Here is a 26,374-nt window from a genome sequence, read left to right as displayed (position 1 = left end):
TCGTGCCGTTTCGCTCTTGTCTTGTCGGATACGGCACGTAACCTACCCTCGCGGCACCTTTCGCCGTGGCGGTGGCTCACCGCATATTCGTCTTCCAGGAGGGAAGCATGGCCGCTGAAACCGGACTCCAATTCACCCTCGAACTTGCCGGGGCTGACTCGGCCGACCTGGCGGTGGTCGACTTCTCCCTGGAAGAAGCGCTCTCGGCGCCCTTCACCCTTACGGTGCGCTTCGCCAGCCGCGACGGCAGCCTCTCCGCCAGCGCGCTGCTCGATCGCCCGGTGACCCTGACGATCTGGCAGGACGGCGAGGTGCTGCGCCGGGTCAACGCCATCGTCAGCGAGTTCGGCCGCGGCGACCGCGGCCACCGCCGCACGATGTACTCGCTGGTCGCCCGCCCGGCGCTGTGGCGCCTCGGCCTGCGCCAGAACTCGCGCATCTTCCAGCAGGTCTCGCCGCTCACGGTCATCAACACCCTGTGCGACGAGCGCAGCCTCACCGACGTGGCCTTCGCCGCCACCCGGGAACCGCAGGAAAGGGAGTACCTCACGCAGTACCGCGAAACGGACCTCGCCTTCCTCCAGCGCCTGGCCGCCGAGGAGGGACTGTTCTACTTCCACGAGTTCTTCGAGACCGACGGCGACACCCCCAGCGCCGCCCACCGCCTGGTGTTCGCCGACGCGCCCCAGGCGCTGGCCCACCTGGGCGAGCGCAGCTACCACGGCCGGGCCGGCGGCACCCCGCCCCAGCGCCATGTGCGCAAGCTCGAACAGCTCGCCCGGGTCGCCCCGGCCTCGGTCACGCTCAAGGACTACTCGTTCAAGAACCCGGCCTACGCCCAACTGCATGAGCATGCGGGAGATGAGCTCGAGGCCCATGGTCAGAGAGACGACTATGAGCACTACGACTACCCCGGCCGCTACAAGGCCGACGCCTCCGGCGAGGCCTTCACCCGCATTCGCCTCGAGCACCTGCGCAACGACGCCCTGACCTGCCGTGCCGAAAGCGACCTGCCCGAGCTTGCCCCGGGCAGCCGCTTCACCCTCACTGACCACGACCTCAGTGAGCTCAACCGCGACTGGCAGGTGGTGGAGGTCACCCATCACGGCAGCCAGCCCCAGGCGCTGGAGGAGGACGGCTTCACTCAAGGTGATGCGGCAGGGCTAGGGCAGATGACCAAGTTCGACAACACCCTGGTGCTGACCCCCGCCGACCGCGCCTGGCGCCCCAAGCCCAACGCCAAGCCCTGCGTCGACGGCCCGCAGATCGCCTTCGTCGTCGGCCCCGAGGGCGAGGAGATCTATTGCGACGAGCATGGCCGGGTCAAGGTGCAATTCCCCTGGGACCGCTACGCCGAACCCAATGAAACCGCCAGTGCCTGGGTACGGGTGTCCCAAGGCTGGGCCGGCGGCGGCTACGGCAGCATCGCCATTCCGCGGATCGGCCATGAGGTGGTCGTCAGCTACCTGGAGGGCGACCCCGATCAGCCGCTGATCACCGGGCGCACCTACCATGCCGTCAACACGCCGCCCTACGCGCTGCCGGCGCACAAGACGCGTACCGTCATCCGCACCCAGAGCCACCAGGGCGAAGGGTTCAACGAACTTCGCTTTGAAGACCAGGCCGGCGAAGAGCAGATCTGGTTGCACGCCCAGAAGGACCTGGAACTGCTCACCAACAACGACCGCACCGAAGAGATCGGCAACGACAGCTTCCTCACCGTGCATCACGACCGCATCGGCGAGATCGACGCCGACGAGCACCACACCGTGCGCGGCAACCGCCATGAGCAGACCGACGGCAACCAGCACCTCACGGTTCAAGGCACGCTGCACGTCAAGGCCGGTCAGGCCTGGCTCAGCGAATGCGGCCGCGAACTGCACATCAAGGCCGGCCACAAGGTGGTGCTCGAAGCCGGCAGCGAAATGACGCTGAACGCCGGCGGCAGCTTCCTCAAGCTCGACGGCGGCGGCGTGACCCTGGTCGGGCCCACGGTGAAAGTCAACGCCGGCGGCAGCCCCGGCTCCGGTTCCGGCCAGGCGGTGGAAGCGCCGCTGCTGCCGGGCCGGGCAGTGCCGGAGGTGCATGAAGCGATAGAGCCCACCTCCCTGCCCAAGCTCAAGGACTACCAGCTCTCCGAAGCGACGCTGATGCCGCTGTGCGGCAAGCTCAGCGAGACCACCTGCAGCCGGGGGGATTGCCCATGCCTGGCTGGCTGACCCGTATCGGCGAGCGCAGCCAGCGAGTCGACACCCTGGCAAGCGGCTTCGCCGCCCATCGTCCCGCTTACCTGGTACTTGATCAGCGCCGTGCCCCAGAACGCTGCGCCGCGCTCGTCGGCCAGCCCGGCTGGCACGATTACCTGACCCTGTTCGCCGGCACGCCCTTGGCACCTTTGTTGGAAGCAAGCCCCTGGCTGATCGAACTCAGAATGGGCAGCCAGGCCTGGCAGGCCGCCACCGCGCTGTGCCAAGAGCAGCGTATCGGCTGGGCCTTTCAACCGGCGCAGGACGCCCGGCTGGATGGCCTGTCCGATCACCTCCGCCAGCTGTTCGTGCTCGACGATCCCCACGGCGGCCAGTCACTGGTCAACGTGCAGGACCCCACCGCCTGGACGGCCATGCTCGCCGCCGGCAGCGCCACCGCCTACGCCCAGCTCATCGGGCCCCTGGGGAAGGTCGTCACGCCCACGCCGCTGCCACACTGGCAGGCGTGGCAGCCTGCCGAAGCCACTGGCGACGCCGAGGCACTCTCCCTGTCCCACGAACTGGAACAGGCCCTCAAGGAGAGTCCACGCGCCTGGTGGCTGAGCCGGGCAACCGATACGCCGCTGCAGGCACTGCCGCCGGAGTGGCTGGTGCGGCTTGGGCGGCTCGCCGAAGGCGGCATCTCCAGCTGGCGGGGTAGGCAGCGACTACTGCCGCTGATTCGCCATGCCGACGATGCCACCTGGCATAACGCACAACCCATTCTGTTAGATACGAGCCTCACCGAAGCGCAGAAAATCAGCGAACTGGAGCGCCATTCATGACCTCGAACTCACGGCCCGGAAGTCTGGATTCTCCGTTGTTTCTGCCCCAGTTCCAGTTGCCTCCTTACGAAGGGGGCCAAGAAGCCCCCACGCCGATGGCCTGCGAAGCAGCCCCTTGGGCCGACATTCTTTATCTCACCGGTACCGGCACGTTCTGGCTGCTCACCGAGGAGGTGGCCAAGGCCCTGCATGATGCCGCCGAGGAGCTTGCCGGCTGGGTGAAAGTGGAAGACCCCGTCCAGCGTCTAGAGCATCTCAATACGGACGCCGGGCTGTTGGAGTGCTTCCTGCCGGCGCGGCCGGAAAATTTCTTAGATGAGGCCGAGCGAGAGCAGGCTAAGGAAAAACTGAAGCGACTAGCCGAACTGATGCGAGAACGAGGCGACGAAGAAGCGGATCCGGCTCAACGTGTCAGCAATCATACTCCGCTGAGTGAAGACCCATGGTTCTGGGTTTCTCCCCTTATTGTCGGTGCCCCTCGTCTCTGGAATCGGGTCTGGAATGCCGAGGAAACCCGCCTGCTAGAAGAACTCCACGGATTGTATCGCCAGGGCATTGAGCGCGCCAAGGCAGAGGAGTACGTGATCGAAGGTAATAGCTACTACGGCCCTTGGGAGGCGGAGATCGAGCGGGCTCTGGAAACCTATCGACAGTGCCGGGCCGCCATCATCCAGAAGCATGTTTCCGTCGACCAGCCGGGCGCCTTGCTGCCGGTACGACAGGCCCTGGTGGAGTACCAGGCTTTCCTTGCCGACTGTGAATCGATGTCGCCCAAAGACTCCTCACGCTGTGCCGTCATTGGCGATTTCGTTAGTCGCGAAGCTGAACGGCTCGATGCTGACCTTCGAGCCTATTGCGACAGCATTCTCGCCCTCGCCACCCTGGGCGTCGCCACACCGGAGTGGGCCCTGGCCAGTGCACCGCTGAGCGGATCCCCCGCGGGACTGGAGCGAGGTGTCGAGGCGTTCGACCATTACAACCGTGTGCTACAGCAGGCCTCGACGCTGTTCGAAGCTGTAGAGGCCAAGCTCAACCAGTGGGCGACGGCCACTGCACGTCGCTCGACACTCCCCATTCACCTCTTCCAGGAAGAGCGCGAGGCCTTCAACCGGCTGGTAGCGCAGTTGGATGTGCTCTATCAACTGGCCGAGACGCAGGTGGCAAGTATGCGCCCCCAGCGGGTGCTGTTCTGGCAGGCGGACATCAACGACCAGCGCCATGCCCTGGGCTATCGTCGCCAAACGATCGACGTATTGGTCCGCAAGGACTTTCCGCTGCGCGAGTTCAGTTCGCCCCGTGCCGAGCAGGCGTTGAGCCATGTCAGTCTTCGCCACCTGCTGCGCGACGTACGTGAAGCGGACCACCGAGCGCTGCTGCGCGACCTCGAACAGGATGGCGTGCTGCCCGCCACAATGTGGGAGGCCAACGAAACCGCCCTCTCCAATTGGCTGGCGCGACGCGGCTGCGAACGCATCGAACGGCGCACCGACTGGTTCGAGGAGCACCTGGGTCTCTTCATTCCCGACGCATTCTTCGACTATCTCGATGCTCAAGGGTATGAGGTGCAGTCTCTCCAGCAAGAGAGCGCCAAGAGCGCTTGGGCGGAGACACTACAGCGCATCCTATTCACCGGCCCCAGCCGGGAGCGCCTGCGCCTGTTCGATGCCAGCGCCCAGGCCCAAATGCTACGCTTGGTGGGCATGCCCCACGCCGCCTTGAACGAGGCGCTGGGTACTCACCTCGACGAGCCGGTCACCCTCGTCGAACGCGAAGCCTCTCTGGCATTCTTCGAATGGGAGCAAGAGACCGAGGCAGGCGGATCGGTAACGCAGGAAGTGAAGCACCGTCGGGAAGCGACGAACGAGAGCAACCTTGGCGGCCCTCGACGCGGCCCCTGGCAGGCTACGGAGGGAGATAACGGCACGAGCTTTGAAGCTGGCGCCAAGTACCAGTTGGAACTGAAAGGCACGTACAGCCTGGCTCGCGGTGAGATCAGCTTGGGTACGCTGCAGTTGCCCAGCGAAAGCGATGCTCTACCGTTTGAAGCGGTTCTGACGCAGCGCCAGAATGAGATACGTAATCTTGGCCGTTACTCACTGCAGGTATCAGCGGTTGCCAAGGGGTTTGCCGGCGCCTCCTTAGCGCTGACCGCCGAGGCCGGGCTGGGTTTCGATCACGATGGGCTCAAGCTCACCGGTCTCGAGTGGGCTCAGCGCGAGGCCGAAGGGGCCACCCTGAAGGCCTTTGCCGGCGCCACAGTAGGTGTCAATACACGCTGCAGCATGCGCTGGGAGCCACCTGCCGACATCACCCAACAACTGCCCCAATTGGCCGATCGCGACTGGCTCACCCTGAGCAGTCAGCAGGCCGAACTCAACGCGTGGCGCACCCTCGGGCATGCCGTGCTGGGCCTGGAAGCGGCCGGTGGTATCGGCGGCGAGCTCGGCCTGCGCCTGGGCATTCACCAGGGCAAGTTCGTCGCCTACTTCAAGGGCAAGGTCGTGGCAGGCAAGGGTGTGGGCGGGCAGATCGCCATGGAACTGGACCTCAAGCAACTGAATTTGTGGCTCATGATGCTCAGCCAGGCGCTGCGCGACAACGACTATGGCTTCGTCGACTGGGTCGATCGCGATGCCTTCGAGGGCATGAGCCGGCTGGCCTACTTGGCCGCCACCACCCTGCTCGACGTCAGCCTGCTCGCCGCCCGGGGCCTGGACGGCATCCAGCGCCTCTACGACCTGATGACTCAGAGCGAGCGGGCGGGGATGGTTGCCCATGCCATCGTCAATGACCCCCGGGATGATGAAATGCGCGCGTGGATACAACATTTGTCTCCGGAAGCCCTAGGGCCGCTACTCAATACCCTAGCATTCCCACCCGGCTGGCGCGGCTATACCATCGATGGCGTGCGCTTAGACCGGGGCCAGGGCACCGACCTCCAGCAAATCGCCATCGCCAAATGCCTGGACTGGCTTGAGGTGGGATATACCACCAGCGGCCACTACGACCTCGCCAAGGCCCAACAACTATTCGAGCGCGCGGTGGCGCGGATGTCTCTTGACGGTACCTACGACGAGACGCGTAGCTGGGGTGTGGCTTACTGCCAGAATCGCTATCGGCTGGATCAGTTTATGGCACGCTCACTAACCGATTCAGGTGCAGCACGACTTGCACGTGAGCAGTATCTATTAGTGGCTAACCGGTTAGGTTCAGAGGTCGACAATTCCTGCCAGCTACGTACATCGCCCAGAGGGACTTATGTCGTTTATGCAAATGCGGACAGTTGAACTCATGCACCAGACAGTGAAAGCCAGCCTACTGATGGCGGTTTTAAGCTTTCCCAGTGCTCTCTGGGCTCTGGAGCCCGAGGTGCAAGCCGCCAAGGACGAGGGGATGAGGCTATGGGGCATTTCCGAGTGGATCGAGATGCAGCCCTACCTGGAACTGGCTGCCGAAGCCGGGGACGTGGAGGCAATGTACTACCTTGGCGAAGCCACTCGCTTGCTGGATCGCGGTCTGTCCCAAAGGGCTATGGCGTGGTATCTGCAGGCTGCGGAGCAGGGTGATGTGCATGCCATGCTGCGCCTGTTTCAGGGTGGTGCCTGCACCGCCGGTGACCATTGCCCCGATGGGCATGAGGATTGGCATCATGCCGCCCTGGACGTGACCCAGCCCCAGGCGGAGGCTGGTGATCCCGCTGCCATGCTGGCAATGTTCGATATCTATCGAATGTTCGACCAGCCGCGCCGGGCCGGCGACTGGCTCGAGCGGGCTGCCGAGGCGGGCCAGCCCGAGGCCCAAACCATTCTGGGCAACCAAATCCTCGATGGGCGCGGCTGGTACCTGACCAATGGCCGCCGGCTCAGTGCCGCCGAGTCATGGTTCCGCAAAGCAGCGGAGCAAGGACATGTGCCTGGGATGAGTGGGCTAGCCAGGGTGCTAAATGAACAGAATAATTACTCGTCTTCTTGGGATTGGTTGCTAAAAGCGGCAGAGGCTGGTCATGCGGATCGATTCTTAAGTGTTGGGTGGTGTTACTTTGATCCTGAAATAGAAGAGAGATGTCCACCAGAAGGGGATCCCGTTAAAGGCTGGGCCATGCTGAGCATCTTGGCGGAAAAAACGAACAATTCTCTTCTCGATTCATTTATGAAAGAAAATGAGAACTCGCTAGCTATAGAGCAACATGAGGAGGCGAAGTCTCTAGTAGAAAGCTGGCGAGAAAAAGAACTACAACTCTCAAACTTCCCGGCACGCTTTGGCTATTGATCAAGCATGCTGACGCCTATGCTACGCTTGCTCACCTTCGCTCTGCGAATTTTCCGCCACGCTTTGGCTACTGATCCGTCATGCTTAGGCGTATGGCAAGACTGTTGGCCAGCGCTCTGCTGGCACAGCCGATAGGCGCCTGGGCCCTGGAGCCCGAGGTGCAGGCCGCCAAGGATGAAGGGATGCGGCTATGGGACATTTATGACTGGATCGAGATGCTGCCCTACCTGGAGCCGGCTGCCGAAGCCGGTGACGTAGAGGCCATGTACTACCTTGGCGAAGCCACTCGCCTGCTGAATCGTGGTTGTTCCCAAATTTATGAATTAGTATCTGCAAGCCGCCGAGCAGAATGACGTTTCCGCCACGAGCCGGATTTTCAGCGTGAATATCACCAGGGCGGGCACCTGGTCCGTGTCAGCCTGGGGGACCTGGAAGGCTCCGGCAATGCCGAATACTGGGATCCAATCGAGAGAGGCTACCGACGAGTGGAAGACAACGTTTCCTTCAAATCTCAACCGTCGATGCTGACTTGGGTATGGAATGTGAAACAAGGAGCCTTAGCATGAGTCAGCAGGAAGAGGCAGCATCCTACTATGCCGAGACCGCGTTTCGCGCCGACGCCATTCCGCATCAGGCTCCGCCACCGGATAAGAGCTTTTTCGGCAAGCTGGGCAGTGCCTTCGACGTAGCCCGGCTGCCTTGGGGCCACTATATTGGGATCAATCCCACCGAATACGAGGTCGACGAGGCATGGTTTTTTAACTACCAATATATGGAAGAAGACTACCATGATTACACGATGATCAATGAAATGCGTTGGTCGCAATTCGTCGACGAGGATATTAGCCTACTGTATCGTTTTTTTCGCTCTATTTTTGTAATCTGCTCCTATGGCTTTAGCTTTATTGGCGGGGGGGGGGGGTATTTTTTTTCTGCGATAGCCTTATTCTTATTGCTTTTTCTTCTCGGAGCTGAGTTGTTCGATCCTAGCGAGACATTTCCCTTCGATGCTCTTGCCGTACCGCTTGTGGTGTTTGCTTTTTGTGGCTTGGCAACGATTTTTAGACATTTTCATGGTAAGTACAATATCCGCTTCTATAAAAGCAACCGGAACTGGTCGGATGATATCGCCTTCTGCAGGCGCACAGGTATGGTCAAGACCTTTCGTGGCGAATTTCCCTTCTACGAGTTCGATGCCGTTATTGAGATGAGCGCCGACATGAAGGGCAGCCAGTACCACACTCTCAAGGTGCGCCACCGCTACCCGCAGCACAGTAAACACCCGAACCCGGGCGTCAAGCACCTGCTCGAGTTCAGCTTCGTCACCGGTGGCAGCATCGCCGAGCGTTATGCGCTGTGGGATATGCTATGCCGCTATATGGATGTCAGCCAGCCCTTGCCGGATATTCCCTGCCTGGAGCCCTTCCGGCATCTCGACCCTACCACTAAGGCCTTCGATGAGGCCGGCCAGCGCGGCCGCCCGGCAACCTACTGGCGCGATCTGTATGCCAAGGCCAGCGAGAAGGAACTGAAGCAACTGCGAGAAGAGCACCGCAAGGTAGTGGATGCCGCCCCCTGGGGTAGCCGCCCTGACTTGATGGCTCAGTCCGTGCCGGGCTATGGCGATAGCTATACGGCGGAGCCCAAGGACGTCAACGCCTACGGCCGCTTCCCCGGCAAGTCGGATAGTTTCGTCAAGCGCCCCGAAGCCACACCCAGCGAGCCGCAGCAAGACGCTTCATCGCAAAACGACGGCACACGGTAAACCTTGGCCGCACGGCAAACCTACCTCCCTGTCGGCTTTATCGAGCTAGCCGCTGGCCGCCTGCCCTGGCGGCCACCTGGGCAAGCGCTGACCCGGCGTTGGAACAAGCAAGGAGACAGAACAGGACCGACGCTGCGCAACCGGAAAGGTCCGGCTTGCCGGGGCTTTTCTATCCGTCAGCTCAGCGATTCCTATCAACCCTTAGCGTCACCGAGTAGCGGTAGTCGCGCTCCATCATGCCGAAGGAACCGAGGCTCGCATGCGGCGTGGTCACTCGCAGGTACCAAGTACCCGCTTCGAGCTGACGCTCGATCCTGAAATTACTGTTGAGCCCGCTGTTCCAATCGCGCTCCACGAGCTGCCCATCGGCATCGAGCAACTGCCCCGCGGGTGCTACAACGCCCGTATCCCCGGGGAAGGTATGGCTCTCCAGTACCACGCGGGCGGGAGCATCCAGGGTAAAGGTGAAGTAGCGATGCCCGGGTGTCATGACCTCGGACGGATGACCGGGTACCAGCTCGGTGGCGCGATCCCGTGGATCGCCCGTGCCGGCACAGCCGGCCAGTATCAGCAACAGGATCAATGGCAGAGAGGACACCAAGCGCTTCATGACAGACTCCTTTCTGGATAAGCCAGCCCTACTCCCTTCAGCCTAACCCCAACAGCCGTTCCGCGCCCAGCCAGATCAGGCGCAGCGCCAGCAGCGTCAGCGCCCACTTGAAGAGGAAGTCGAAGCGGTGGTCGCTGACCCGGTGCAGCAGGCGCAAGCCCAACCAGGTGCCGACGAAGCCCGCCGCTACCATGACCAGCATCAGCCCCAGCCAGTCGCGGAAAACGAAGCCGGCGAAACCGAAGATGAACGCCTTGGTCAGGTGCTGCAGCGTCATGCAGGTGGCGAAGGTGGCCACCCGCGGCAACCGTTCGCTCATGCCAAGCTTGATGAACGAGGCCACCATGGGGCCGCTGGCCCCTACCAGGCTGGAGAGCAGCGTGGTGACGGCACCGGCGATCACGGTGCCGGTGCGTCCCACCGCCCGCTGAGGCAGTCCCGGCCCCCAGCAGGAGTAGAGCACGAAGGCGGCGATGCACAGCTCCAGCACGCCGTAGGGTAGGCGGATCAACAGCCAGGCCGCTACCAGGGCGCCAACGACGACGCCAGGCAGGAAGGCCGCGACGATGTCGCGGCGCACGTGACGCCAGGTCAACACCGCGCGGCCGCCGTTGGAGCCGAGCTGCACCATGCCGTGCACCGGGATCAGCGCCGTGGCCGGCATCACCTGGGCCATGGCGATGATCAGCAGCGTGCCCCCACCGATGCCCGCCGCCGCGGAGAGCGCCGAGGTCACCACCGAGAGCAGCACCAGGCCCAGGTTGACCCCGGCTGACAGCGGCGAGAGCAGCTCCAGCATCAGTCGTATTGCCTGATACTGTGCCTGGTACGGTGCCTCACGCCAGCCTGCCCTCCTCGACGCCGTGGCACGCCACTTCGCTGCCGTCGCTTCGGGCGATCAGCCTCGGCACCTCGGCCTTGCAGCGCTCGTTGGCATGCGGGCAGCGGGGGTGGAAGGCGCAGCCCGAGGGCGGATGCACCGGGTTGGGCACTTCGCCCTGGATCACCGTGCGCTCCTTGCCCACGCCCTCCAGAGACGGCACCGCGGCCAGCAGCATCTTCGAATAGGGATGGTGCGGGTTATCGAAGAGCTGGTCGGCCGGGGCGATCTCGGCGATGCGCCCCAGGTACATCACCGCGATGCGGTCCGACATGTGCTTGACCACCGCCATGTCGTGGCTGATGAAGAGATAGGTCAGCCCGTACTCGTCCTGCAGGTCGCGCATCAGGTTGAGGATCTGCGCCTGCACCGAGACGTCCAGCGCCGAGGTCGGCTCGTCGCAGATCATGAACTCCGGCTCGTTGGCCAAGGCGCGTGCGATCGAGATGCGCTGGCGCTGGCCGCCGGAGAACTCGTGCGGGTAGCGGTTGGCGTCCATGGGCGACATGCCCACCTGTTCGAGCAGTTCACCCACCCGGCGGCGGCGGTCGGTCGCGCTCATCTCGGGGCGGAAGAAGCGCAGCGGCTCGCCGATGATGGTACCCACTCGCCACAGCGGATTGAGGCTGGCGTAGGGGTCCTGAAAGATCATCTGGAAGCGCTTGCGCACGCTGGCGGCCTGGCGCCCGGTGCGGTTCGACAGGTTGCTGATGTCCTCGCCGTCGAACACCAGCCTGCCACGGGTAAGCCCGTAGAGCCCCACCACCAGGCGTGCCACCGTCGACTTGCCGCAGCCGGATTCGCCCACCAGCGAGAGCGTCTCGCCGCGGCGGATGGAGAAGCCCACGCCGTCCACCGCCTTGAGCGTGAGCCGCTCGCTACGCTCGATCACCCGGTTGAGCCAAGGCTTGGAGACGTCGAAGTAGCGCGCTAGGTCATGGGCTTCCAGCAGGATGTCGCCCTGCGCCGCCGGGGCCGGGCCTGTCGATTTCAGTGCCGTATCAGCGCACATGGCTCATCTCCTGTCCCTCTACGTCTTGCCTTGGCGGCAGCGGATCCACCGGGTCGTGCAGCCAGCATGCCGCGCGGCTGCCCTCGGCCGGCAGCAGGTCCGGTCGTTCTTCGCGACAGCGCTGCTGGGCATGAGGGCAACGCGGGTTGAAGGCGCAGCCCTCGGGAATCGCTGCCAACCGCGGCATGGAGCCTTCTATCTGGTAGAGCCGCTCGAGCTTCTTCGTAATGCCGGGAATCGAGGCCATCAATCCCTTGGTGTAGGGATGCTGAGGGTTTCGCACCACCTCATCGACCGGGCCGATCTCGATCAGCCTGCCGGCGTACATCACCGCCACCCGGTCGGCGGTTTCGGCGATCACGCCCATGTCGTGGGTCACCAGCATCACTGCGGTGCCGTGGTCGGCACACAGCCGCTTGAGCAGGGCCAGTATCTGCGCCTGCACCGAGACGTCCAGCGCGGTGGTGGGCTCGTCGGCGATGATGAACTCAGGCCGCGCGGCGAGCGCCAGGGCGATCACCACGCGCTGGCGCATACCGCCCGAGAACTGGTGCGGGTAGCTGTCGAGGCGGTTCTCGGGCGCGGGAATGCCCACTTCGCGCAGCAGCTTGAGTGCCTCCTCGCGGGCTTCGCGCTCGTTCATCGGCAGGTGCGCGCGGATCGTCTCGATCAGCTGGTCGCCAATCGAAAACAGCGGGTTGAGGCTGGTCAGCGGGTCCTGGAAGATCATGCCGATATGGCGCCCACGCAGCGGCACGAAGCGCTCTTCCGGCAAGTCGTCGATGCGCTTGCCCGAGAGGTACACCTCGCCCGCGGCGATGCGCCCAGGCGGCTCCAGCAGTTGAATCACGGCGTTGCCGGTCATCGACTTGCCGGCGCCGGACTCGCCGACCACGCCCAGCACCTCGCCGGGGGCGATATCGAAGGAGACGTCGTCCAGCGCCACCAGGGTGCCATGGCGGGTGGGGAACTCCACCCGCAGGTGGCGCACGGAGAGTACAGGCTCCTGCGCCGCGGCGATGGGCTCGTGGCCGACGCCGTCGTTAACGGAGCTCTTGTTATCGGAGCTTGGGGTTGAGGACATCACGCAACCAGTCTCCCAGTAGATTGACGGAGAGCGCCAGTATCAGCAGCGCCGCCCCGGGGAAGAGCAGGATCCACCACTCTCCCGAGAACATGTAATCCTGGCCCACCCGGATAAGGGTGCCCAGGCTCGGCTGGGTGGCCGGCATGCCGACCCCCAGGAACGACAGCGTGGCCTCGGCGATGATGGCGAGAGCCAGGCCGATGGTGCCGATGACGAGCACCGGTCGCAGCACGTTGGGCAGGATGTGCTGGAACAGGATCTTGCGCGCCGGCAGGCCGATCACCCGCGCCGCCTGCACGTACTCCTTGCTCTTCTCCACCATGGTGGCACCGCGCACGGCGCGGGCGTACTGCACCCAGTCGGAAAGGCCGATGGCGATGATCAGCACGATGATCGCCACCTCGGCATGCATCGAGCGCGGCAGGAAGCCGCGGATCACACCGAATATCAGCAGTGCCATCAGGATCGACGGGAAGGTGAGCTGCACGTCGGCAATGCGCATGATCAGCGCGTCGCGCCAGCCGCCGCGAAAACCCGCCATCAAGCCCAGGGCCGTGCCCATCACCAGGGCGAAGATCACCGCGGCGAAGCCCACCAGCAGCGAGATGCGCGAGCCGTAGAGAATCGCCGAGAAGACGTCGCGGCCCTGGCTATCGCTGCCCAGCAGGTAGAAGTTGCCGGTGAAATCCGAGGTGGTCAGCGGCGGTGCGAAGGCGTCGATCAGCTCCAACTGACGCGGGTCGAACGGGTTCTGCGGCGCGATCCACGGGGCGAACAGCGCCGCGGCGAACATGATCAGCGTGACCAGGGTGGCGAGTATCACCACGGGCTGACGCTTCCACGAGTAGACGATGTCGCTCTCGAGGAAGGTGCGCCACTTGCCTGGCCTGCGCACCACCACGGGTGCGGTGCCCTCCCGGGTCTGGATGTCCTGACTCATTTGCCACCTCCCTGTGCGCGCAGCCGTGGGTCGACGGCGTAGTAGAGCAGATCCACTACCAGATTGATGATCACGAACACCAGCGCAATCATCATCAGGTAGGCGGCCATCACCGGCACGTCGACGAAGCGCACGGCAGTGATGAACAGCGCCCCGACGCCGGGCCACTGGAACACCGTCTCGGTGATGATGGCGAAGGCGATGATGGTGCCGAGCTGCAGGCCGATGATGGTGATGACCGGGATCATGGTGTTCTTCAGCGCATGGCGCAGATTCACCACCCGCTTCGACAAGCCTCGTGCCCGCGCGAACTTGATGTAGTCGGTGCTGAGCACCTCGAGCATCTCGGCGCGCACCAGTCGCATGATCAGCGTGAGCTGGAACAGCCCCAGTGTGATCGCCGGCAGGATCAGCGAGCGCAAGCCGCTTGCCGTCAACAGGCCGGTGGACCACCAGTCGCCGATGCGCACCGTCTCGCCTCGACCGAAGGCCGGCAGAATGCCCAGCTCCACGGCGAAGATGTAGATCAGCAATACCCCGATCAGGAAGGTTGGCAGCGATACGCCGATCAGCGAGGCGGTCATGATGAAGTTGGCCAGCCAACTGCGCCGGCGCAGCGCGGTGTAGATGCCCAGCACGATGCCCATGACCACAGCGAAGATTGCCGAGATGATGGCCAGCTCCAGGGTGGCGGGCAGCCGCTCCAGGATCAGGTCGGTTACCGGGCGGGCCGAACGATAGGAAATGCCGAACTCGAACTGGGCGGCATTGACAATGAAATTCCAGAACTGCACCACCACCGGCTGGTCGAGGCCCAACTGGGCACGCAACGCGGCGCGGTCGGCCTCGGTGGCCTCCTGCCCCAGCATGTTGAGTACCGGGTCGCCGACGTAGTGGAACAGCGAGAAGGAAATGAGCGCGACCACGAACATCACGAAGATGGCCTGCAGCACGCGCTGGATGAGGAACGCTAGCATGGGATCACCAAATACGACGATGCCCCCGGCTGCTTGTGGCAGCCGGGAGCCGGGTCTTCAGGCCTGCCCGGAAAGTGTCTGCACTTGCCGACTTCCGGACAGAGCCTGACGCTTACTTGTTGAACTTCATATATTTGAAGTGCGGTGTATTCTCGCTCTGCACCTTGAAGTCGATATCGTCGCGCATCGACCAGGTCAGCATCTGGTGGTGGATCGGGATGTAGAGGATCTCGTCGTGAACGATATCCCACGCTTCCGCGATCATCTCGTTGCGCGCTTCTTCGTCGACCTCCTGGCCCATGGCCACGGTCAGCTCGTCCACCCGCTCGTCGGAATAGCCGGTGAAATTCCAGGTGCCGTGGTTCCCGTCCTTGGTGTGGTAGAGGTAGTTGAAGATGTACTCCGAATCCATGGTGGGCACGCCCCAGCCCAGCAGGTAGAAGTCATACTCTTCACGCGCCAGCTCGGCGAAGTGCAGCGAGCGGGTCTGGGCTACCAAATCCACGGTGATGCCGATGCGCGCCAGCATGCTGACTACCGCCTGGCAGATCTGCTCGTCGTTGACGTAGCGGTCGTTGGGGCAATTCAGGGTGACGCGGAAGCCATCGCCGTAGCCGGCCTCCTCCATAAGCTCCTGGGCGCGCTCGGTATCGGCCTCGAGGACCTCATCCATCTCCTCGCTGTAGCCGTTGACGAACGGCGGCGCGATCATGCCGGCCGGCTGCGAGTTACCGCGCATCACCGCGCGCTGGATGGTGTTGGCATCCACCGCCAGGTTGATCGCCTCGCGCACGCGGCGGTCGGCGAAGGGATTATCGTCGGTATCGGCGGTACGCAGCTGGGCCGAGGCCATGTCCATGCCGAGGAAGATGGTGCGGTTCTCGGCGCCCTGCTCGTTCTTGATTCCCTCGGCGTTGGCCAGGCGTTCGATGTCCTGGACCGGGGTTTCCTGCAGGAAGTCGACCTCGCCGGAAAGCAGCGCCGCCACGCGGGTGGAGGCAGACTCGATGGGCGTGAAGACCAGGCGGGTGATCTCCATCGGGTACTCGTCGATGCCCCAGTAGTCGTCGTTGCGCACGAACACGGTACGCACGTCCGGCTCGCGGCTCTCGACACGGAACGGGCCGGTACCGTTGGCATTACGCACGGCGTAAGTTTCCTCGCCGGCAGAGTAGTTCTGTGCCTCTTCCACCCCGTGCTCTTCCGCCCACTCGCGGCTCATGATGAACAGGTTGGTGAAGTTGTTCGGCAGCAGCGGGTTGGGCTCGTGGGTCTCGATCTCGACGGTGTAGTCGTCGACGGCACGCACCTCGGAAATCGAGGTGAGCAGGCCGCGCATGTCGGCCGGCTCGCGGCGAGCGCGGTCGATCGAGAACACTACGTCGTCGGCGGTCAACGATTGGCCTTCGTGGAAGGTCACCCCCTCGCGGATCTTGAACACCCAGACGGTGGGATCGTCTTCCTTCACATGCCACTCGGTGGCCAGGCCCGGCTGATACTCCACGTCCATGTCCTGGAACAGCAGAGTATCGAAGATCTGGTGGTTGACCGAGTGGGTCGGCCCCTCGTTCTGGGAGTGGGGGTCCATGGTCAGGCTGTCCGCGGAGCGGGTCCAGCGCAGGGTTTCGGCATTCGCGGCGGTGGCCAGCATGACGCCGATCACGGCGGTGGCCAGAAGGGTCTTCTTGGGTAGCATCTTGTTATGTCCTCAATCAAGCGTTTGATGGGCATGCGCCCTGGAGAGGGTTCTCCCATACCTTAGCCAAGAAAGCCAGAATTACCTTAGGAATGCTTTTCAGCGATATTTCGACTATGGGCAGTTGCATTTATTGTATTGAAACCGATTCTTGGGAAACCGCTCGGTCGGTTTCGCTTCGTTGACAATAGACGCAAATACCGAATCAAGGGGAAAGACACCCATGACACTGCTGACGACCCGGGTCGCCCCGGAGTGGGTCGACTACAACGGCCATATGAACGATGCCGAATACGCCAGGGTCTTCTCGCTGGCGGTGGATACGCTGATGGAGCGGATCGAGCTCGATGCCGAGGGGCGCAAGAGCCTGGCGTATACCCTCTTCACCTTGGAGACCCATCTCTGCTACCGGCGCGAGGCCCACCAGGGGCAGGCGCTGGCGGTCGAGGTGCTGCTGCTCGACCGCGACGCCAAGCGGCTGCACGTCTTCTTCACGATGCGTGATGAGGCCGGCGAGTTGCTTGCCACCAGCGAACAGATGCTGATGGGCATCGACACGCGAAGTCACCGCCCCGCCCCGTTTCCGCCCGCCGTGATCGAGGCCATCGATGCCCTGCCCCACGCAGAAGAAGGCGACTGGCCCCAGGCTGCCGGCCGGCGTATCGGCATTCCCCGCTCCCTACCGTGAGCCGCTTGCTGCGCGGTGAGCCGCATCGAGCCCGCGATGAATCGCCTGGCCGATGCCCTCGTCCATCATGGTTCTCAGTCCCTTGGCCGTGGTGCCGTCATAGGCGACCAGCCGCTCCACCATGTCACCGGGGTCGGTTCCCAGTTTTTCCAGCAGCAGGCTGCCACCCACCAGGGTCAGCATGACGGCCTCGCGGGCAATCTCGTCAGAGAGTCCCGCTCCTTTGGCATGTTCCAGCATCGATTGGGCCAGCAACGCTGGGTAGGCGGGCCCGGCGCCGCTCAGAGCCGTCAGGTAATCGAGATCGCGCTCGCTGGGAAGCTCCCGGGCCGTACCACAGCTCGCCAGCAGGGTCTGGACGAGCTGCTTGTCCTCTCGAGTGACTTGCGATGAGGCGAACCATGGGAAATAGGCTCGGCGGATCTCCGCCGCGGCGTTGGGCATGGCCCGAACCACCCGACGGCTTCCCACCTGGTGGGCGATTTCCTGCGAAGAAGCCATCGCCAGCAGGGAGATGACCAGCTTGTCGTCCGCGTCTATATCGATGCCGGCGAGATCCTCCGGGCGCACGGAGAGCACGACGACATCCGCCTGGGAGACCAGCTCACGGTTGTCCTTGACGCAGCGCACCTCGGGCCAGTCGCGGTAGGCCTGGTGGCTTCGGGAGCGCGCGGAGATGACCAATTGGCTGGCGGTCACGATACCCTGCTCCAGCAGAGCCATTCCCAGCGCACGCCCCATCCACCCCTGCCCGCCGATGATGCCGATCACAGCATCTTGCGACATGTTTCCACCTCCTCTTGTCAGGCCGACGCCTCGCCGTCGAGGAGTCCTGATCAACCTCGCATCGGAAAACCTTGCCATTCATGTACACTCTTGTACATTGCAATGACTACCATGTACATACACGACTGTCTTTGACAAACATATAACAAGAGCGAGCCCCGATCATGGCCAACGACCCGCTGCTGCAGCCTTTCCAGCTCAAGCATCTCACCCTCAAGAACCGGCTCATGATGACCTCCCACGAGCCTGCCTACCCGGAGGACGGCATGCCCAAGGCGCTTTATCGTGAATATCACGTCGAGCGAGCCCGGGCCGGCCTGGGTCTGACCATGACCGCCGGATCAGCAGCGGTGGCCAAGGACAGCCCGCCAGTGTTCAACAACATCCTGGCCTACAAGGACGAGGTGGTGCCCTGGATGCATGAGCTCACCGACGCCTGCCACGAACACGGCACCGCGGTAATGATCCAGCTGACCCACCTGGGCCGGCGTACCCGCTGGGACAAGGGCGACTGGCTGCCGGCGGTATCGCCCTCTCATCGTCGCGAGGCGTCTCACCGGGCTTTCCCCAAACAGGTCGAGGAGTGGGACATCGAGCGCCTGATCCGCGACTACGCCGACGCCGCCGAACGCATGCATGCCGCCGGCCTCGACGGCATCGAGCTGCAGGCCTACGGCCACCTGATGGATCAGTTCTGGTCGCCGCTGACCAATACCCTCGAGGGGCCCTACGGGGGCGATCTCGACAACCGGCTGCGTTTCACTTTCGACGTGCTGCGCGCCATCCGTCAGCGAGTCGGCGAGGCATTCATCGTCGGCGTGCGCTACACCGGCGACGAGATGCTGCCGGGCGGGCTGACGGCCAGCGACGGCATGGAGATCTCACGGCGCCTGAAGGAGAGCGGCCTGGTCGATTTCCTCAACGTGGTGCGCGGGCATATCGATACCGACGCCGGGCTCACCGACGTGATTCCCATCCAGGGCATGCCCAGCGCCCCGCACCTGGACTTCGCCGGCGAGATCAAGCGCCAGGTGGACTTCCCCACCTTCCATGGGGCCAAGATCCAGGACGTGGCTACCGCCCGCCATGCCATCGCCTCGGGCAAGGTCGACATGATCGGCATGACCCGCGCCCACATGGCCGACCCGCACATCGTGCGCAAGATCATGGAAGGTCGCGAGGAGGAGATTCGCCCCTGCGTCGGCGCCAACTACTGCCTCGACCGCATCTACCAGGGTGGCGCCGCCTACTGCATCCACAACGCCGCCACCGGGCGGGAAACTACCATGCCCCACACCATTCCCAGGGCCGCGCAGCAGCGTCGGGTGGTGATCGTCGGCGCCGGACCCGCGGGGCTCGAAGCCGCCCGGGTCGCCGGCGAACGGGGCCATTCCGTGGTGGTGCTGGAAGCCGCCAGCGATGCCGGTGGCCAGGTGCGCCTCACGGCGCAGAGCGAGCGGCGCCGCGAGATGATGGGCATCATCGACTGGCGCCTGGCGCGCTGCGAGGCGCTCGGCGTCGAGATTCGCTACAACGTCTGGGCCGAGGTGGAGGACGTACTCGCCGAAAAGCCGGACGTGGTGATCGTGGCCACCGGCGGCTACCCCATGGAGGATCAGCCCGAGGTCGGGCACGAGCTGGTGGTCAATACCTGGGACATCCTCTCCGGGCACGTGGCGCCGGGCAAGCGCGTGCTACTGTTCGATGATGCCGGCGACCATGCCGCCATGCAGGCGGCGGAGATCATTGCCGCCACCGGGGCCGAACTGGAAATCATGACGCCGGACCGCACCTTCTCGGCGGAGATCATGGCCATGAACCTGGTGCCCTACATGCGCGCCCTGCAGCGCCCCAACGTCACCTTCACCCCCACCTACCGACTGAAGTCCGTGCGGCGGGAAGGCGGCGAACTGCTCGCCACTATCACCAGCGACTATCTGGATCTCAACCACGAACGGCGCATCGATCAGGTAGTGGTCAACTACGGCATCACACCGATGGCCGACGTCTATTTCGCGCTCAAGCCGCACTCGAGCAATGGCGGCGAAGTAGACTACGACGAGCTGATCGCCGGCCGGCCCCAGGCGGTTGTCCGTAAGCCGGACGGCAACTTCCAGCTATTCCGGATCGGCGATGCCGTCGAGTCGCGCAATACCCATGCGGCGATCTATGACGCCCTGCGGCTGGTGAAGGATATATAGTGGCCGAGCCCCCGAAACAGCGAGACCCTCTTGATGCCGACAGGTAGTAACAGCGACACCAAATGGAAAGGCTCCCGCGAAGCCTGGCTCGACGCCGCCTTCGACCTGCTGCTCGACTCCGGTGTGGATAGCGTGCGGATCCTGCCGCTGGCCAAGCGGCTCGACGTCTCGCGCACCAGTTTCTACTGGTTCTTCAAGGATCGCGAAGCGCTGCTGGAGGCCCTGGTCGAGCGCTGGCGGGAGAAGAATACCCAGGGCCTGGTGCGGCAGACCCAGGCCTATGCCGAGACCATCGTCGAGGCGATTCTCAACGTCTTCGACTGCTGGCTGGACCCCGAGCTGTTCGACTCCCAGTTGGAGTTCGCGATGCGCAGCTGGGCACTTCAGTCGGAAGAGGTGGCGAAGGAGATCGATACCGCCGACGAGGCGCGCATCGAGGCGCTGACGCGCATGTTCGAACGCTTCGGCTATGAGCCGCTGGCGGCCAACGTGCGTGGCCGCACCATCTACCTCACCCAGATCGGCTACATCTCGATGAAGACCCAGGAAGCGCTCGAGGTCCGCATGCGGCGCATCCCCGCCTATGTCGAGATCTTCACCGGCCAGGCGCCGCAAGCCCGAGAGCTGCAGCGCTTCCAGGCCCGGCATGGCTATACGCGGGAAGGCACCCAAGCGGCGTCAGGCACTGCGGGTCACTGATCCAGCCTCCTCTCCAGTTCCGGCACCACCTCGAACAGGTCGCCGACGAGACCATAGTCGGCGACCTGGAAGATCGGCGCCTCCTCGTCCTTGTTGATCGCCACGATCACCTTGGAGTCCTTCATGCCGGCCAGGTGCTGGATCGCCCCGCTGATGCCCACGGCGATGTAGAGCTCGGGGGCGACGATCTTGCCGGTCTGCCCCACCTGCATGTCGTTGGGCACGAAGCCGGCGTCCACCGCGGCGCGCGAGGCGCCGATGGCCGCATCCAGCTTGTCGGCGATGCCGTCGAGCAGCTTGAAGTTCTCGCCGCTGCCCATGCCGCGGCCGCCGGAGATCACCACCTTGGCGGCGGCCAGCTCGGGGCGGTCGCTCTGGGCCAGCTCCTGCTTGATGAAGGTGGACTGGCTGTTCTCGACGACCGTATCGACGCTCTCGATGGCGGCACTGTTTCCTTCGCCCACCGCATCGAAGCCGGTGCTGCGCACGGTGATCACCTTGAGGCTGTCGGCGCTCTTGACCGTGGCGATGGCGTTGCCGGCGTAGATGGGGCGCTTGAAGGTGTCGGCGTCGACCACTTCGACGATCTCGGAGATCTGGCTGACGTCCTTCAGCGCGGCGAGGCGCGGCAGCACGTTCTTGCCGGTGGTGGAGGCAGCGGCGAGCACGTGGCTGTAGTCGCCGGCGAGCTCGACCAGCAGCGCGCCCAGGGGCTCGGCCAGCTGGTGGGCGTAGACGGCATGGTCGGCCACCCGGACCTTGCTCACGCCGTCGAGCTTGGCCGCGGCGTCGGCCACGGCGCCGACGTTTTCCCCCGCGACCAGGATGTCGATGTCGCCACCGATGGTCTCTTTCACTTTCTGGGCCGCGGCGACCACGTGGGCGGTGGCGCCGGCGAGCTGGCCATCGTGATGTTCGGCTAAAACCAGGATGCTCATGAAATCGGCTCCCTTCAAAGCACTTTGGCTTCGTTCTTGAGTTTGTCCACGAGCTCGTCGACGGAGCCCACCTTGATGCCGCCCTTGCGCTCGGCCGGCGATTCGACCTTGAGCAGCGTGAGCTTGCTGGCGACGTCGACGCCGAGGTCGGCTGGCGACTTGACGTCGAGCGGCTTCTTCTTGGCCTTCATGATGTCGGGCAGCTTGGCGTAGCGCGGCTCGTTCAAGCGCAGGTCGGTGGTGACGATGGCCGGCAGGGTCAGTTCGACGGTCTGCAGGCCGCCGTCGATCTCGCGGGTGACCTGGACCTTGTCTCCGTCGACCACGACCTCGGAGGCGAAGGTGCCCTGGGGCAGGCCGGCGAGGGCGGCGAGCATCTGGCCGGTCTGGTTGTTGTCGGTGTCGATGGCCTGCTTGCCGAGGATCACCAGCCCCGGCTGCTCCTCTTCCACCACCTTGGCCAGCAGCTTGGCCGCGGCCAGCGACTCGACGCGCTCCTCGGTCTCGACATGAATCGCCCGGTCGGCGCCCAGCGCCAGCGCGGTGCGCAGCTGCTCCTGGGCGGCCTTGGGGCCGACGGTCACGGCGACGACCTCGGTGGCCACGCCTTTCTCCTTCAGCCGCACCGCCTCTTCCACGGCGATCTCGCAGAAGGGGTTCATGGCCATCTTGACGTTGGTGAGGTCGACGTCGGAGTGATCCGCCTTGACGCGGATCTTGACGTTGTAGTCGATGACGCGTTTGACCGCGACGAGGATCTTCATGGTTCTCTCCTGGCTGCCATTCACTTCTCGACGAAGGCCCGCTCGATCACATAGTCCCCCGGCTCGCCCTGCTGCGGGCTGGCCTCGAAGCCCAGGTCGTCGAGCATGGCGGTGAGGTCGACGAGCATGCCGGGGCTGCCGCACAGCATCACCCGGTCGGTCTCGCGGTTGAGCTGCGGCAGACCGATGTCGGCGCACAGCTTGCCGCTCTCGATCAGCGTGGTGATGCGCCCTTCGTTGCGGAACGGCTCGCGGGTCACCGTGGGGTAGTAGATCAGCTTGTCGCGGATCTCCTCGCCGAGAAATTCATGCTCGGGAAGCTCCCGTGTGATGTGGTCGTGATAGGCCAGCTCGCTGACGTAGCGCACGCAATGCACCAGCACGACCTTGTCGAAGCGCTCGTAGACCTCCGGGTCCTTTATGATGCTCATGAACGGCGCCAGGCCAGTGCCGGTGCTGAGCAGGTAGAGATGCTTGGCCGGGGTCAGGTCGTGAACCACCAGGGTGCCCACCGGCTTGCGACTGACCATTATCTGGTCGCCCACCTGGAGATGCTGCAGGCGCGAGGTGAGCGGGCCGTCGGGTACCTTGATGCTGAGGAACTCGAGGTAGTCGTCGTGGTTGGCGCTGACGATGCTGTAGGCACGCATCAGCGGCTTGCCCGCGACCTCGAGGCCGATCATCACGAAATGGCCATTCTCGAAGCGCAGCGCCTGGTCGCGGGTGGTGCGAAAGCTGAACAGGGTGTCGTTCCAGTGGTGAACGCTCAGTACGTCGGCGGTTCCGATAGCAGCAGCCATGGGTTTTCCTCCAGTCAGGCATCGCGAGCGATGCGGGGATAAAACGCTTGTCGTTGACTTCAGGCCACCGGCAGCAGCGCCAGCAGGCCCATGACCGTCAGTGCCAGCCCCGCGCTCAGGGCACACAGCAGCGACAGTGGGCGCCAACCCTGGCCCAGCAGGTCGCGCACCGAGGTACGCATGCCCAGTGCCGCCATGGTCACCAGCAGGCACCACTGAGAGGCGCTTACCAGCAGTTCGCGTAGACCCGGGGTCATCAACCCCAGGCTGTTGGCAGCAAACAGCGCCACGAAGCCGAGCAGGAACCAGGGAAACTCGCCGCTGCCGCTCTCGCCTCGCCGCAGCAGCACGCCGAGCAGCAACACCAGCGGCACGAGCAGGGCCACGCGCAGCAGCTTGGTCAGCGTGGCCACGTCGCCGGCGGCATCCGAGACGAGATAGCCCGCCCCTGCCGCCTGGGCCACGTCGTGGATGGTGGCGCCAAGGAACAGGCCGCTGGCGATGTCGCCGTAGCCGAGCAGCGCGGTGAGCGGCGGCAAGCCGAGCATGGCCACGGTGCCCAGCGCGGTGACGCACACCACCACGCCGAGCAGGCGCCGCTCCTCCAAGCGCCCGGCCGGCAGCACGGCGGCCACCGCCACTGCCGCCGACACACCGCAGATCGCCACCGCCGCGCCGGCCACCAGGCTGTGCAACGTCGGCAGCCCCAGCCAGCGGCCCAGCCACAGCGCCGCGCCGATGGTCAGCGGCACGCTGATCAGTACCACCGCCAGCGGCAGCCAGCCTACGGCCAGCAACTGGTCCAGGCCGATACGCGCGCCGAGCAGGGCCACCCCGACGCGCAGCACGCGGCGGGCGCAGAAGCCGACGCCCGCCTGCATGCGCACCTCACCGGCCTGGCTGGCAAAGCCGAAGCCCAGCAGCAGCGCGAGCAGCAGTGCCGGGGCACCGTAGTGCTCGGCCAGGAAGCTGCCGGCCAGCGCCAGCACCGTGCACAGCGCCACGCCGGGATAGAAGCGCTTGAGCCTTTCCCAGGAAGGCGCCAGGGCGAGAGGGAGCGGCGCGTTCATCACGGCGTCTCGCCCAGCTCGCGCAGATAGGCCCAGGGGAAGACGCCGCGGCTGTGGCCGTCGGAGAAGAACAGCTGCAAGCCGCTGACGCCGAAGGGCTTGGCGTCGACCACGGTGATGTCGGCGTCGTACAGCGCCAGGCGGCCGCTGCGCTTGGCATGCAGGCAGCTGGAGCAGGCACAGGCGGCCCGCAGCGCGAGACAGGATAGCGTGTCCGTGCGGCCATCCGGCCAGCGGATCTCCACCTCCCGCGTGCTTCGGTTCAAGTGCACGCCGTCGGGCGGGGCGATGGTATGGCGCAAATGCTCGCGTGGGTCGGTGGTGGCGATCATGGCAACCTCCTGGCGATCAGGTTCGTGAGTCGTTGGGCAGCCGGTCCCGCAGGCACAGCATCGGCACTTCCGGGAACGGGGCGGGCACGGCCACGTCGACCATCGGCCGGGCGCTGTCGCTGACGCTGGCACCCAGCACGACGGCCAGCAGCGCGAAGCGTGCACGGCAACTCGTCATGACAAGTTGGCGCATGCCTCAGCGCTCCAGATACTGCAGCTTCTCGCCTTGGTCGACCCAGAGATCGGCCTCGCCCAGCGGCAGCCGGGTCTCGCTGATCACCGGCCACACCTGGGCGAGTTCGGCGTTGATCTCGAGGAAGTGCGCCTGGTCGGGCGGCAATTTGTCGTCGGCATAGATCGCATCCGCCGGGCACTCGGGAGCGCACAGCGAGCAGTCGATGCACTCCACCGGGTCGATGACGAGGAAGTTGGGCCCTTCGTGGAAGCAGTCCACCGGGCACACCTCGACGCAGTCGGTGTACTTGCAGCGGATGCAGTTTTCGGTGACGACGTATGTCATGGTCGTATGCCTCTACAGGGTTCGGTCACAGAACCCGTCTACAATCGAGCGAGACGCTTGTAGACGGGTTGCTAGGCGGCGTTGTCGAGCTGCGACTGCGCCCAGCGCGCCAGCTTGCGCACGTCCGGGTCGGGATCGTCGAGAGCCCGCTCGATGAACGGGCGGCACTCCGGCTCGGCGATGGCGCCGAGCGCGCCGATGGCCGCCTTGCGCAAATTGCTCATCGGGTCCCGGGCGCACTCACCCAGCGCCGGCACCGCCGCCGCCACGCGCAGCTTGCCCATGGCCTCGGCGGCTTTCTCACGCACCTGCCAGGTAGCGTCGCGGCTGGCAACGATCAGCGACTCGAGCCCGGCCTGGTAGTCGAGCTTGCCGATGCCGGTGGCGGCCTCGCAGCGCACCTGCCAGTGCGGGTCGCCAAGGATCGCCACCAGCGGCGGCCCCACCCGCTCACGCGCGGCATAGACCAGGGCACCGGCAGCGGCACGACGCACCTCGGGGTCGGCGTCACCCTTGGCGCGATCGATCAGCGCCGGCAGGTTCTCCTCGGCCTTGAGCCAGCCGAGCACGCCCACCGCCTCGCGGCGAACGCGGGCATCCTCATCGCTCAGGCGCTGTAGCGCCGGGGTCTGCGCTGCGGCCACGCGAAGCGGCTTGAGCGCGCGCAGGATGCCGGCCACCACGAATGGATCGTCGCTGCGCTCCAGTGCGGCGAGCAGCGGCGGTGCGACGCTGGGATCCTTGAGGTCGGCCAGGGCGTGGGCGGCGGCGTTGCGCACCACCTCGTCGCCATCGCTCAATGCCGCCAGCAGCGAGTCGGCGATATCTTCGGCGTCGAACTCATCGACCACCTTGGCCGCCTCCTGGCGCACCGCGGGGTCCTCGTCCTTGAGTGCCTGGATCAGCAGCTCGGCCGCTTCCGGCTCGCCCGAATCGACCAGCGCCAGCACCGCGACGCGGCGAATGCCGGGGTCCGGGTCGGCGAGCTTTTCGGCGATGTCCTGCAGCTCGGGGTCGTCGTAATGCTTCATGGGGCGCACCTCAGCGGAGTAGGTAGGGGATTTCGACCTTCACGGCATCCGTGGGGCAGTCGGCCTCGCAGGGCATGCAGTACCAGCACTCGTCGTAGCGCATGTGCGCCTTGCCGGTGTCGGGATTGATCCACAGCACGTCGAGCGGGCAGACGTCGATGCACACGGTGCAGCCCTTGTCGGCGATGCACTTGTCCTCGTCGACGATCACCGGGACGCTGGTGCGTTGTGTTGCAGTCGGCATGGTCTCTCTCCTCGAATTCTCTCGTCTCACCTGG

Annotated in this window: 26 protein-coding genes; 9 read left to right on the top strand and 17 right to left on the bottom strand. The window is 64.6% G+C overall.

Annotated elements, in window-relative coordinates; translation table 11 throughout:
- The first annotated feature begins 107 nt into the window (after positions 1-107).
- From ACRWQA_RS01355 to ACRWQA_RS01330, 6 genes are all read left to right on the top strand, one after another.
- Complete coding sequence (locus ACRWQA_RS01355) at positions 108-2,219, top strand: type VI secretion system Vgr family protein (protein WP_446326242.1); 2,112 nt, start codon at positions 108-110, stop codon at positions 2,217-2,219.
- On the top strand, positions 2,204-3,031 hold the full coding sequence (locus ACRWQA_RS01350) for a DUF4123 domain-containing protein (protein ID WP_434232271.1): 828 nt from the start codon (positions 2,204-2,206) through the stop codon (positions 3,029-3,031). Before ACRWQA_RS01355 ends, ACRWQA_RS01350 begins: the two co-directional genes overlap by 16 nt.
- Positions 3,028-6,318 carry a hypothetical protein gene (locus tag ACRWQA_RS01345; protein WP_434232268.1) on the top strand — a complete coding sequence of 1,097 codons (3,291 nt, stop codon included), beginning with the start codon at positions 3,028-3,030 and terminating at the stop codon, positions 6,316-6,318. Before ACRWQA_RS01350 ends, ACRWQA_RS01345 begins: the two co-directional genes overlap by 4 nt.
- A gap of 4 nt (positions 6,319-6,322) precedes the next feature.
- Positions 6,323-7,300 (top strand): tetratricopeptide repeat protein, encoded by a 978-nt coding sequence (locus tag ACRWQA_RS01340; RefSeq protein ID WP_446326241.1) that lies wholly within the window; start codon positions 6,323-6,325, stop codon positions 7,298-7,300.
- 158 nt (positions 7,301-7,458) lie between these two features.
- Entirely contained in the window at positions 7,459-7,653 is a 195-nt protein-coding gene (locus tag ACRWQA_RS01335; RefSeq protein ID WP_434232263.1) for a hypothetical protein, read from the top strand.
- 209 nt (positions 7,654-7,862) lie between these two features.
- Entirely contained in the window at positions 7,863-9,065 is a 1,203-nt protein-coding gene (locus ACRWQA_RS01330; RefSeq protein ID WP_434232261.1) for a hypothetical protein, read from the top strand.
- A gap of 181 nt (positions 9,066-9,246) precedes the next feature.
- Here the strand turns inward: ACRWQA_RS01330 and ACRWQA_RS01325 are convergent, their stop codons facing one another.
- The 7 genes from ACRWQA_RS01325 to ACRWQA_RS01295 form a co-directional block, all read right to left on the bottom strand.
- Positions 9,247-9,675 (bottom strand): hypothetical protein, encoded by a 429-nt coding sequence (locus ACRWQA_RS01325; RefSeq protein WP_263582124.1) that lies wholly within the window; start codon positions 9,673-9,675, stop codon positions 9,247-9,249.
- A gap of 37 nt (positions 9,676-9,712) precedes the next feature.
- Positions 9,713-10,474 (bottom strand): sulfite exporter TauE/SafE family protein, encoded by a 762-nt coding sequence (locus ACRWQA_RS01320; protein ID WP_434232258.1) that lies wholly within the window; start codon positions 10,472-10,474, stop codon positions 9,713-9,715.
- A gap of 37 nt (positions 10,475-10,511) precedes the next feature.
- Positions 10,512-11,567, bottom strand: coding sequence for an ABC transporter ATP-binding protein (locus ACRWQA_RS01315; protein WP_434232256.1), 1,056 nt, complete (start codon positions 11,565-11,567; stop codon positions 10,512-10,514).
- Positions 11,557-12,651, bottom strand: coding sequence for an ABC transporter ATP-binding protein (locus tag ACRWQA_RS01310; protein ID WP_434232253.1), 1,095 nt, complete (start codon positions 12,649-12,651; stop codon positions 11,557-11,559). Before ACRWQA_RS01310 ends, ACRWQA_RS01315 begins: the two co-directional genes overlap by 11 nt.
- Positions 12,626-13,594: an ABC transporter permease gene (locus ACRWQA_RS01305; protein ID WP_434232250.1), complete on the bottom strand. Its 969-nt coding sequence runs from the start codon at positions 13,592-13,594 to the stop codon at positions 12,626-12,628. The genes ACRWQA_RS01310 and ACRWQA_RS01305 overlap by 26 nt, the downstream gene beginning before the upstream one ends.
- Complete coding sequence (locus tag ACRWQA_RS01300; RefSeq protein ID WP_434232247.1) at positions 13,591-14,571, bottom strand: ABC transporter permease; 981 nt, start codon at positions 14,569-14,571, stop codon at positions 13,591-13,593. Before ACRWQA_RS01300 ends, ACRWQA_RS01305 begins: the two co-directional genes overlap by 4 nt.
- 112 nt (positions 14,572-14,683) lie before the next feature.
- Positions 14,684-16,267, bottom strand: a complete 1,584-nt coding sequence (locus ACRWQA_RS01295) for an ABC transporter substrate-binding protein (RefSeq protein ID WP_434232245.1) — start codon at positions 16,265-16,267, stop codon at positions 14,684-14,686.
- A 223-nt stretch (positions 16,268-16,490) separates the two neighbouring features.
- Between ACRWQA_RS01295 and ACRWQA_RS01290 the strand changes: the two genes are divergently transcribed.
- The gene (locus ACRWQA_RS01290) at positions 16,491-16,955 is read left to right on the top strand and encodes a thioesterase family protein (RefSeq protein WP_434232243.1); all 465 of its coding nucleotides are present in this window, start codon (positions 16,491-16,493) and stop codon (positions 16,953-16,955) included.
- On the opposite strand, the gene ACRWQA_RS01285 is transcribed toward ACRWQA_RS01290, so the two are convergent.
- Positions 16,947-17,741, bottom strand: coding sequence for a pyrroline-5-carboxylate reductase family protein (locus ACRWQA_RS01285; protein WP_434232241.1), 795 nt, complete (start codon positions 17,739-17,741; stop codon positions 16,947-16,949). The genes ACRWQA_RS01290 and ACRWQA_RS01285 overlap by 9 nt on opposite strands.
- A 164-nt stretch (positions 17,742-17,905) precedes the next feature.
- Here ACRWQA_RS01285 and ACRWQA_RS01280 point away from each other — a divergent pair, with 164 nt between their 5' ends.
- Together ACRWQA_RS01280 and ACRWQA_RS01275 are read left to right on the top strand one after the other, a co-directional pair.
- The gene (locus tag ACRWQA_RS01280) at positions 17,906-19,942 is read left to right on the top strand and encodes an oxidoreductase (RefSeq protein WP_434232238.1); all 2,037 of its coding nucleotides are present in this window, start codon (positions 17,906-17,908) and stop codon (positions 19,940-19,942) included.
- Positions 19,943-19,975: 33 nt separating this feature from the next.
- Positions 19,976-20,641 carry a TetR/AcrR family transcriptional regulator gene (locus ACRWQA_RS01275; protein WP_434232236.1) on the top strand — a complete coding sequence of 222 codons (666 nt, stop codon included), beginning with the start codon at positions 19,976-19,978 and terminating at the stop codon, positions 20,639-20,641.
- Here ACRWQA_RS01275 and ACRWQA_RS01270 read toward each other — a convergent pair.
- The 9 genes from ACRWQA_RS01270 to ACRWQA_RS01230 all read right to left on the bottom strand — a co-directional run bounded on the left by ACRWQA_RS01270 (position 20,635) and on the right by ACRWQA_RS01230 (position 26,340).
- Positions 20,635-21,579, bottom strand: a complete 945-nt coding sequence (locus tag ACRWQA_RS01270) for an electron transfer flavoprotein subunit alpha/FixB family protein (RefSeq protein WP_446326240.1) — start codon at positions 21,577-21,579, stop codon at positions 20,635-20,637. The two genes, ACRWQA_RS01275 and ACRWQA_RS01270, sit on opposite strands and share 7 nt — an antisense overlap.
- A gap of 14 nt (positions 21,580-21,593) precedes the next feature.
- Positions 21,594-22,343, bottom strand: coding sequence for an electron transfer flavoprotein subunit beta/FixA family protein (locus ACRWQA_RS01265; RefSeq protein WP_446326239.1), 750 nt, complete (start codon positions 22,341-22,343; stop codon positions 21,594-21,596).
- A 20-nt stretch (positions 22,344-22,363) separates the two neighbouring features.
- Positions 22,364-23,143 (bottom strand): ferredoxin--NADP reductase, encoded by a 780-nt coding sequence (locus ACRWQA_RS01260; RefSeq protein WP_434228953.1) that lies wholly within the window; start codon positions 23,141-23,143, stop codon positions 22,364-22,366.
- 59 nt (positions 23,144-23,202) lie between these two features.
- Positions 23,203-24,213 (bottom strand): YeiH family protein, encoded by a 1,011-nt coding sequence (locus tag ACRWQA_RS01255; RefSeq protein ID WP_434228951.1) that lies wholly within the window; start codon positions 24,211-24,213, stop codon positions 23,203-23,205.
- On the bottom strand, positions 24,213-24,545 hold the full coding sequence (locus ACRWQA_RS01250; RefSeq protein WP_434228949.1) for a DUF971 domain-containing protein: 333 nt from the start codon (positions 24,543-24,545) through the stop codon (positions 24,213-24,215). Before ACRWQA_RS01250 ends, ACRWQA_RS01255 begins: the two co-directional genes overlap by 1 nt.
- Before the next feature lie 16 nt (positions 24,546-24,561).
- Positions 24,562-24,738 (bottom strand): hypothetical protein, encoded by a 177-nt coding sequence (locus ACRWQA_RS01245; RefSeq protein WP_434228948.1) that lies wholly within the window; start codon positions 24,736-24,738, stop codon positions 24,562-24,564.
- Positions 24,739-24,741: 3 nt separating this feature from the next.
- Positions 24,742-25,065, bottom strand: coding sequence for a ferredoxin FdxA (gene fdxA / locus ACRWQA_RS01240; protein ID WP_411797079.1), 324 nt, complete (start codon positions 25,063-25,065; stop codon positions 24,742-24,744).
- Between the two features lie 71 nt (positions 25,066-25,136).
- Positions 25,137-26,096, bottom strand: a complete 960-nt coding sequence (locus tag ACRWQA_RS01235; protein WP_434228946.1) for a HEAT repeat domain-containing protein — start codon at positions 26,094-26,096, stop codon at positions 25,137-25,139.
- A 10-nt stretch (positions 26,097-26,106) separates the two neighbouring features.
- Positions 26,107-26,340: a 4Fe-4S dicluster domain-containing protein gene (locus tag ACRWQA_RS01230; RefSeq protein WP_434228944.1), complete on the bottom strand. Its 234-nt coding sequence runs from the start codon at positions 26,338-26,340 to the stop codon at positions 26,107-26,109.
- Between the last annotated feature and the right edge of the window lie 34 nt (positions 26,341-26,374).

The sequence above is a fragment of the Billgrantia sp. C5P2 genome (assembly GCF_051062895.2).
The sequence above is the reverse complement of the archived record's forward strand: the minus strand, read 5'-3'. Positions and strand labels throughout refer to the sequence as shown.

Excerpts from the sequence above, each read along its gene's own strand:
- ACRWQA_RS01270 (WP_446326240.1), bottom strand. The coding sequence starts at position 21,579 with ATGAGCATCCTGGTTTTAGCCGAACATCACGATGGCCAGCTCGCCGGC.
- ACRWQA_RS01330 (WP_434232261.1), top strand. The coding sequence starts at position 7,863 with ATGAGTCAGCAGGAAGAGGCAGCATCCTACTATGCCGAGACCGCGTTT.
- ACRWQA_RS01305 (WP_434232250.1), bottom strand. The coding sequence starts at position 13,594 with ATGAGTCAGGACATCCAGACCCGGGAGGGCACCGCACCCGTGGTGGTG.
- ACRWQA_RS01320 (WP_434232258.1), bottom strand. The coding sequence starts at position 10,474 with ATGCTGGAGCTGCTCTCGCCGCTGTCAGCCGGGGTCAACCTGGGCCTG.
- ACRWQA_RS01250 (WP_434228949.1), bottom strand. The coding sequence starts at position 24,545 with ATGATCGCCACCACCGACCCACGCGAGCATTTGCGCCATACCATCGCC.
- ACRWQA_RS01260 (WP_434228953.1), bottom strand. The coding sequence starts at position 23,143 with ATGGCTGCTGCTATCGGAACCGCCGACGTACTGAGCGTTCACCACTGG.
- ACRWQA_RS01325 (WP_263582124.1), bottom strand. The coding sequence starts at position 9,675 with ATGAAGCGCTTGGTGTCCTCTCTGCCATTGATCCTGTTGCTGATACTG.
- ACRWQA_RS01355 (WP_446326242.1), top strand. The coding sequence starts at position 108 with ATGGCCGCTGAAACCGGACTCCAATTCACCCTCGAACTTGCCGGGGCT.
- fdxA (WP_411797079.1), bottom strand. The coding sequence starts at position 25,065 with ATGACATACGTCGTCACCGAAAACTGCATCCGCTGCAAGTACACCGAC.
- ACRWQA_RS01300 (WP_434232247.1), bottom strand. The coding sequence starts at position 14,571 with ATGCTAGCGTTCCTCATCCAGCGCGTGCTGCAGGCCATCTTCGTGATG.
- ACRWQA_RS01255 (WP_434228951.1), bottom strand. The coding sequence starts at position 24,213 with ATGAACGCGCCGCTCCCTCTCGCCCTGGCGCCTTCCTGGGAAAGGCTC.
- ACRWQA_RS01290 (WP_434232243.1), top strand. The coding sequence starts at position 16,491 with ATGACACTGCTGACGACCCGGGTCGCCCCGGAGTGGGTCGACTACAAC.
- ACRWQA_RS01340 (WP_446326241.1), top strand. The coding sequence starts at position 6,323 with ATGCACCAGACAGTGAAAGCCAGCCTACTGATGGCGGTTTTAAGCTTT.
- ACRWQA_RS01265 (WP_446326239.1), bottom strand. The coding sequence starts at position 22,343 with ATGAAGATCCTCGTCGCGGTCAAACGCGTCATCGACTACAACGTCAAG.
- ACRWQA_RS01310 (WP_434232253.1), bottom strand. The coding sequence starts at position 12,651 with ATGTCCTCAACCCCAAGCTCCGATAACAAGAGCTCCGTTAACGACGGC.
- ACRWQA_RS01315 (WP_434232256.1), bottom strand. The coding sequence starts at position 11,567 with ATGTGCGCTGATACGGCACTGAAATCGACAGGCCCGGCCCCGGCGGCG.
- ACRWQA_RS01285 (WP_434232241.1), bottom strand. The coding sequence starts at position 17,741 with ATGTCGCAAGATGCTGTGATCGGCATCATCGGCGGGCAGGGGTGGATG.
- ACRWQA_RS01345 (WP_434232268.1), top strand. The coding sequence starts at position 3,028 with ATGACCTCGAACTCACGGCCCGGAAGTCTGGATTCTCCGTTGTTTCTG.
- ACRWQA_RS01295 (WP_434232245.1), bottom strand. The coding sequence starts at position 16,267 with ATGCTACCCAAGAAGACCCTTCTGGCCACCGCCGTGATCGGCGTCATG.
- ACRWQA_RS01230 (WP_434228944.1), bottom strand. The coding sequence starts at position 26,340 with ATGCCGACTGCAACACAACGCACCAGCGTCCCGGTGATCGTCGACGAG.
- ACRWQA_RS01235 (WP_434228946.1), bottom strand. The coding sequence starts at position 26,096 with ATGAAGCATTACGACGACCCCGAGCTGCAGGACATCGCCGAAAAGCTC.
- ACRWQA_RS01280 (WP_434232238.1), top strand. The coding sequence starts at position 17,906 with ATGGCCAACGACCCGCTGCTGCAGCCTTTCCAGCTCAAGCATCTCACC.
- ACRWQA_RS01245 (WP_434228948.1), bottom strand. The coding sequence starts at position 24,738 with ATGCGCCAACTTGTCATGACGAGTTGCCGTGCACGCTTCGCGCTGCTG.
- ACRWQA_RS01275 (WP_434232236.1), top strand. The coding sequence starts at position 19,976 with ATGCCGACAGGTAGTAACAGCGACACCAAATGGAAAGGCTCCCGCGAA.
- ACRWQA_RS01350 (WP_434232271.1), top strand. The coding sequence starts at position 2,204 with ATGCCTGGCTGGCTGACCCGTATCGGCGAGCGCAGCCAGCGAGTCGAC.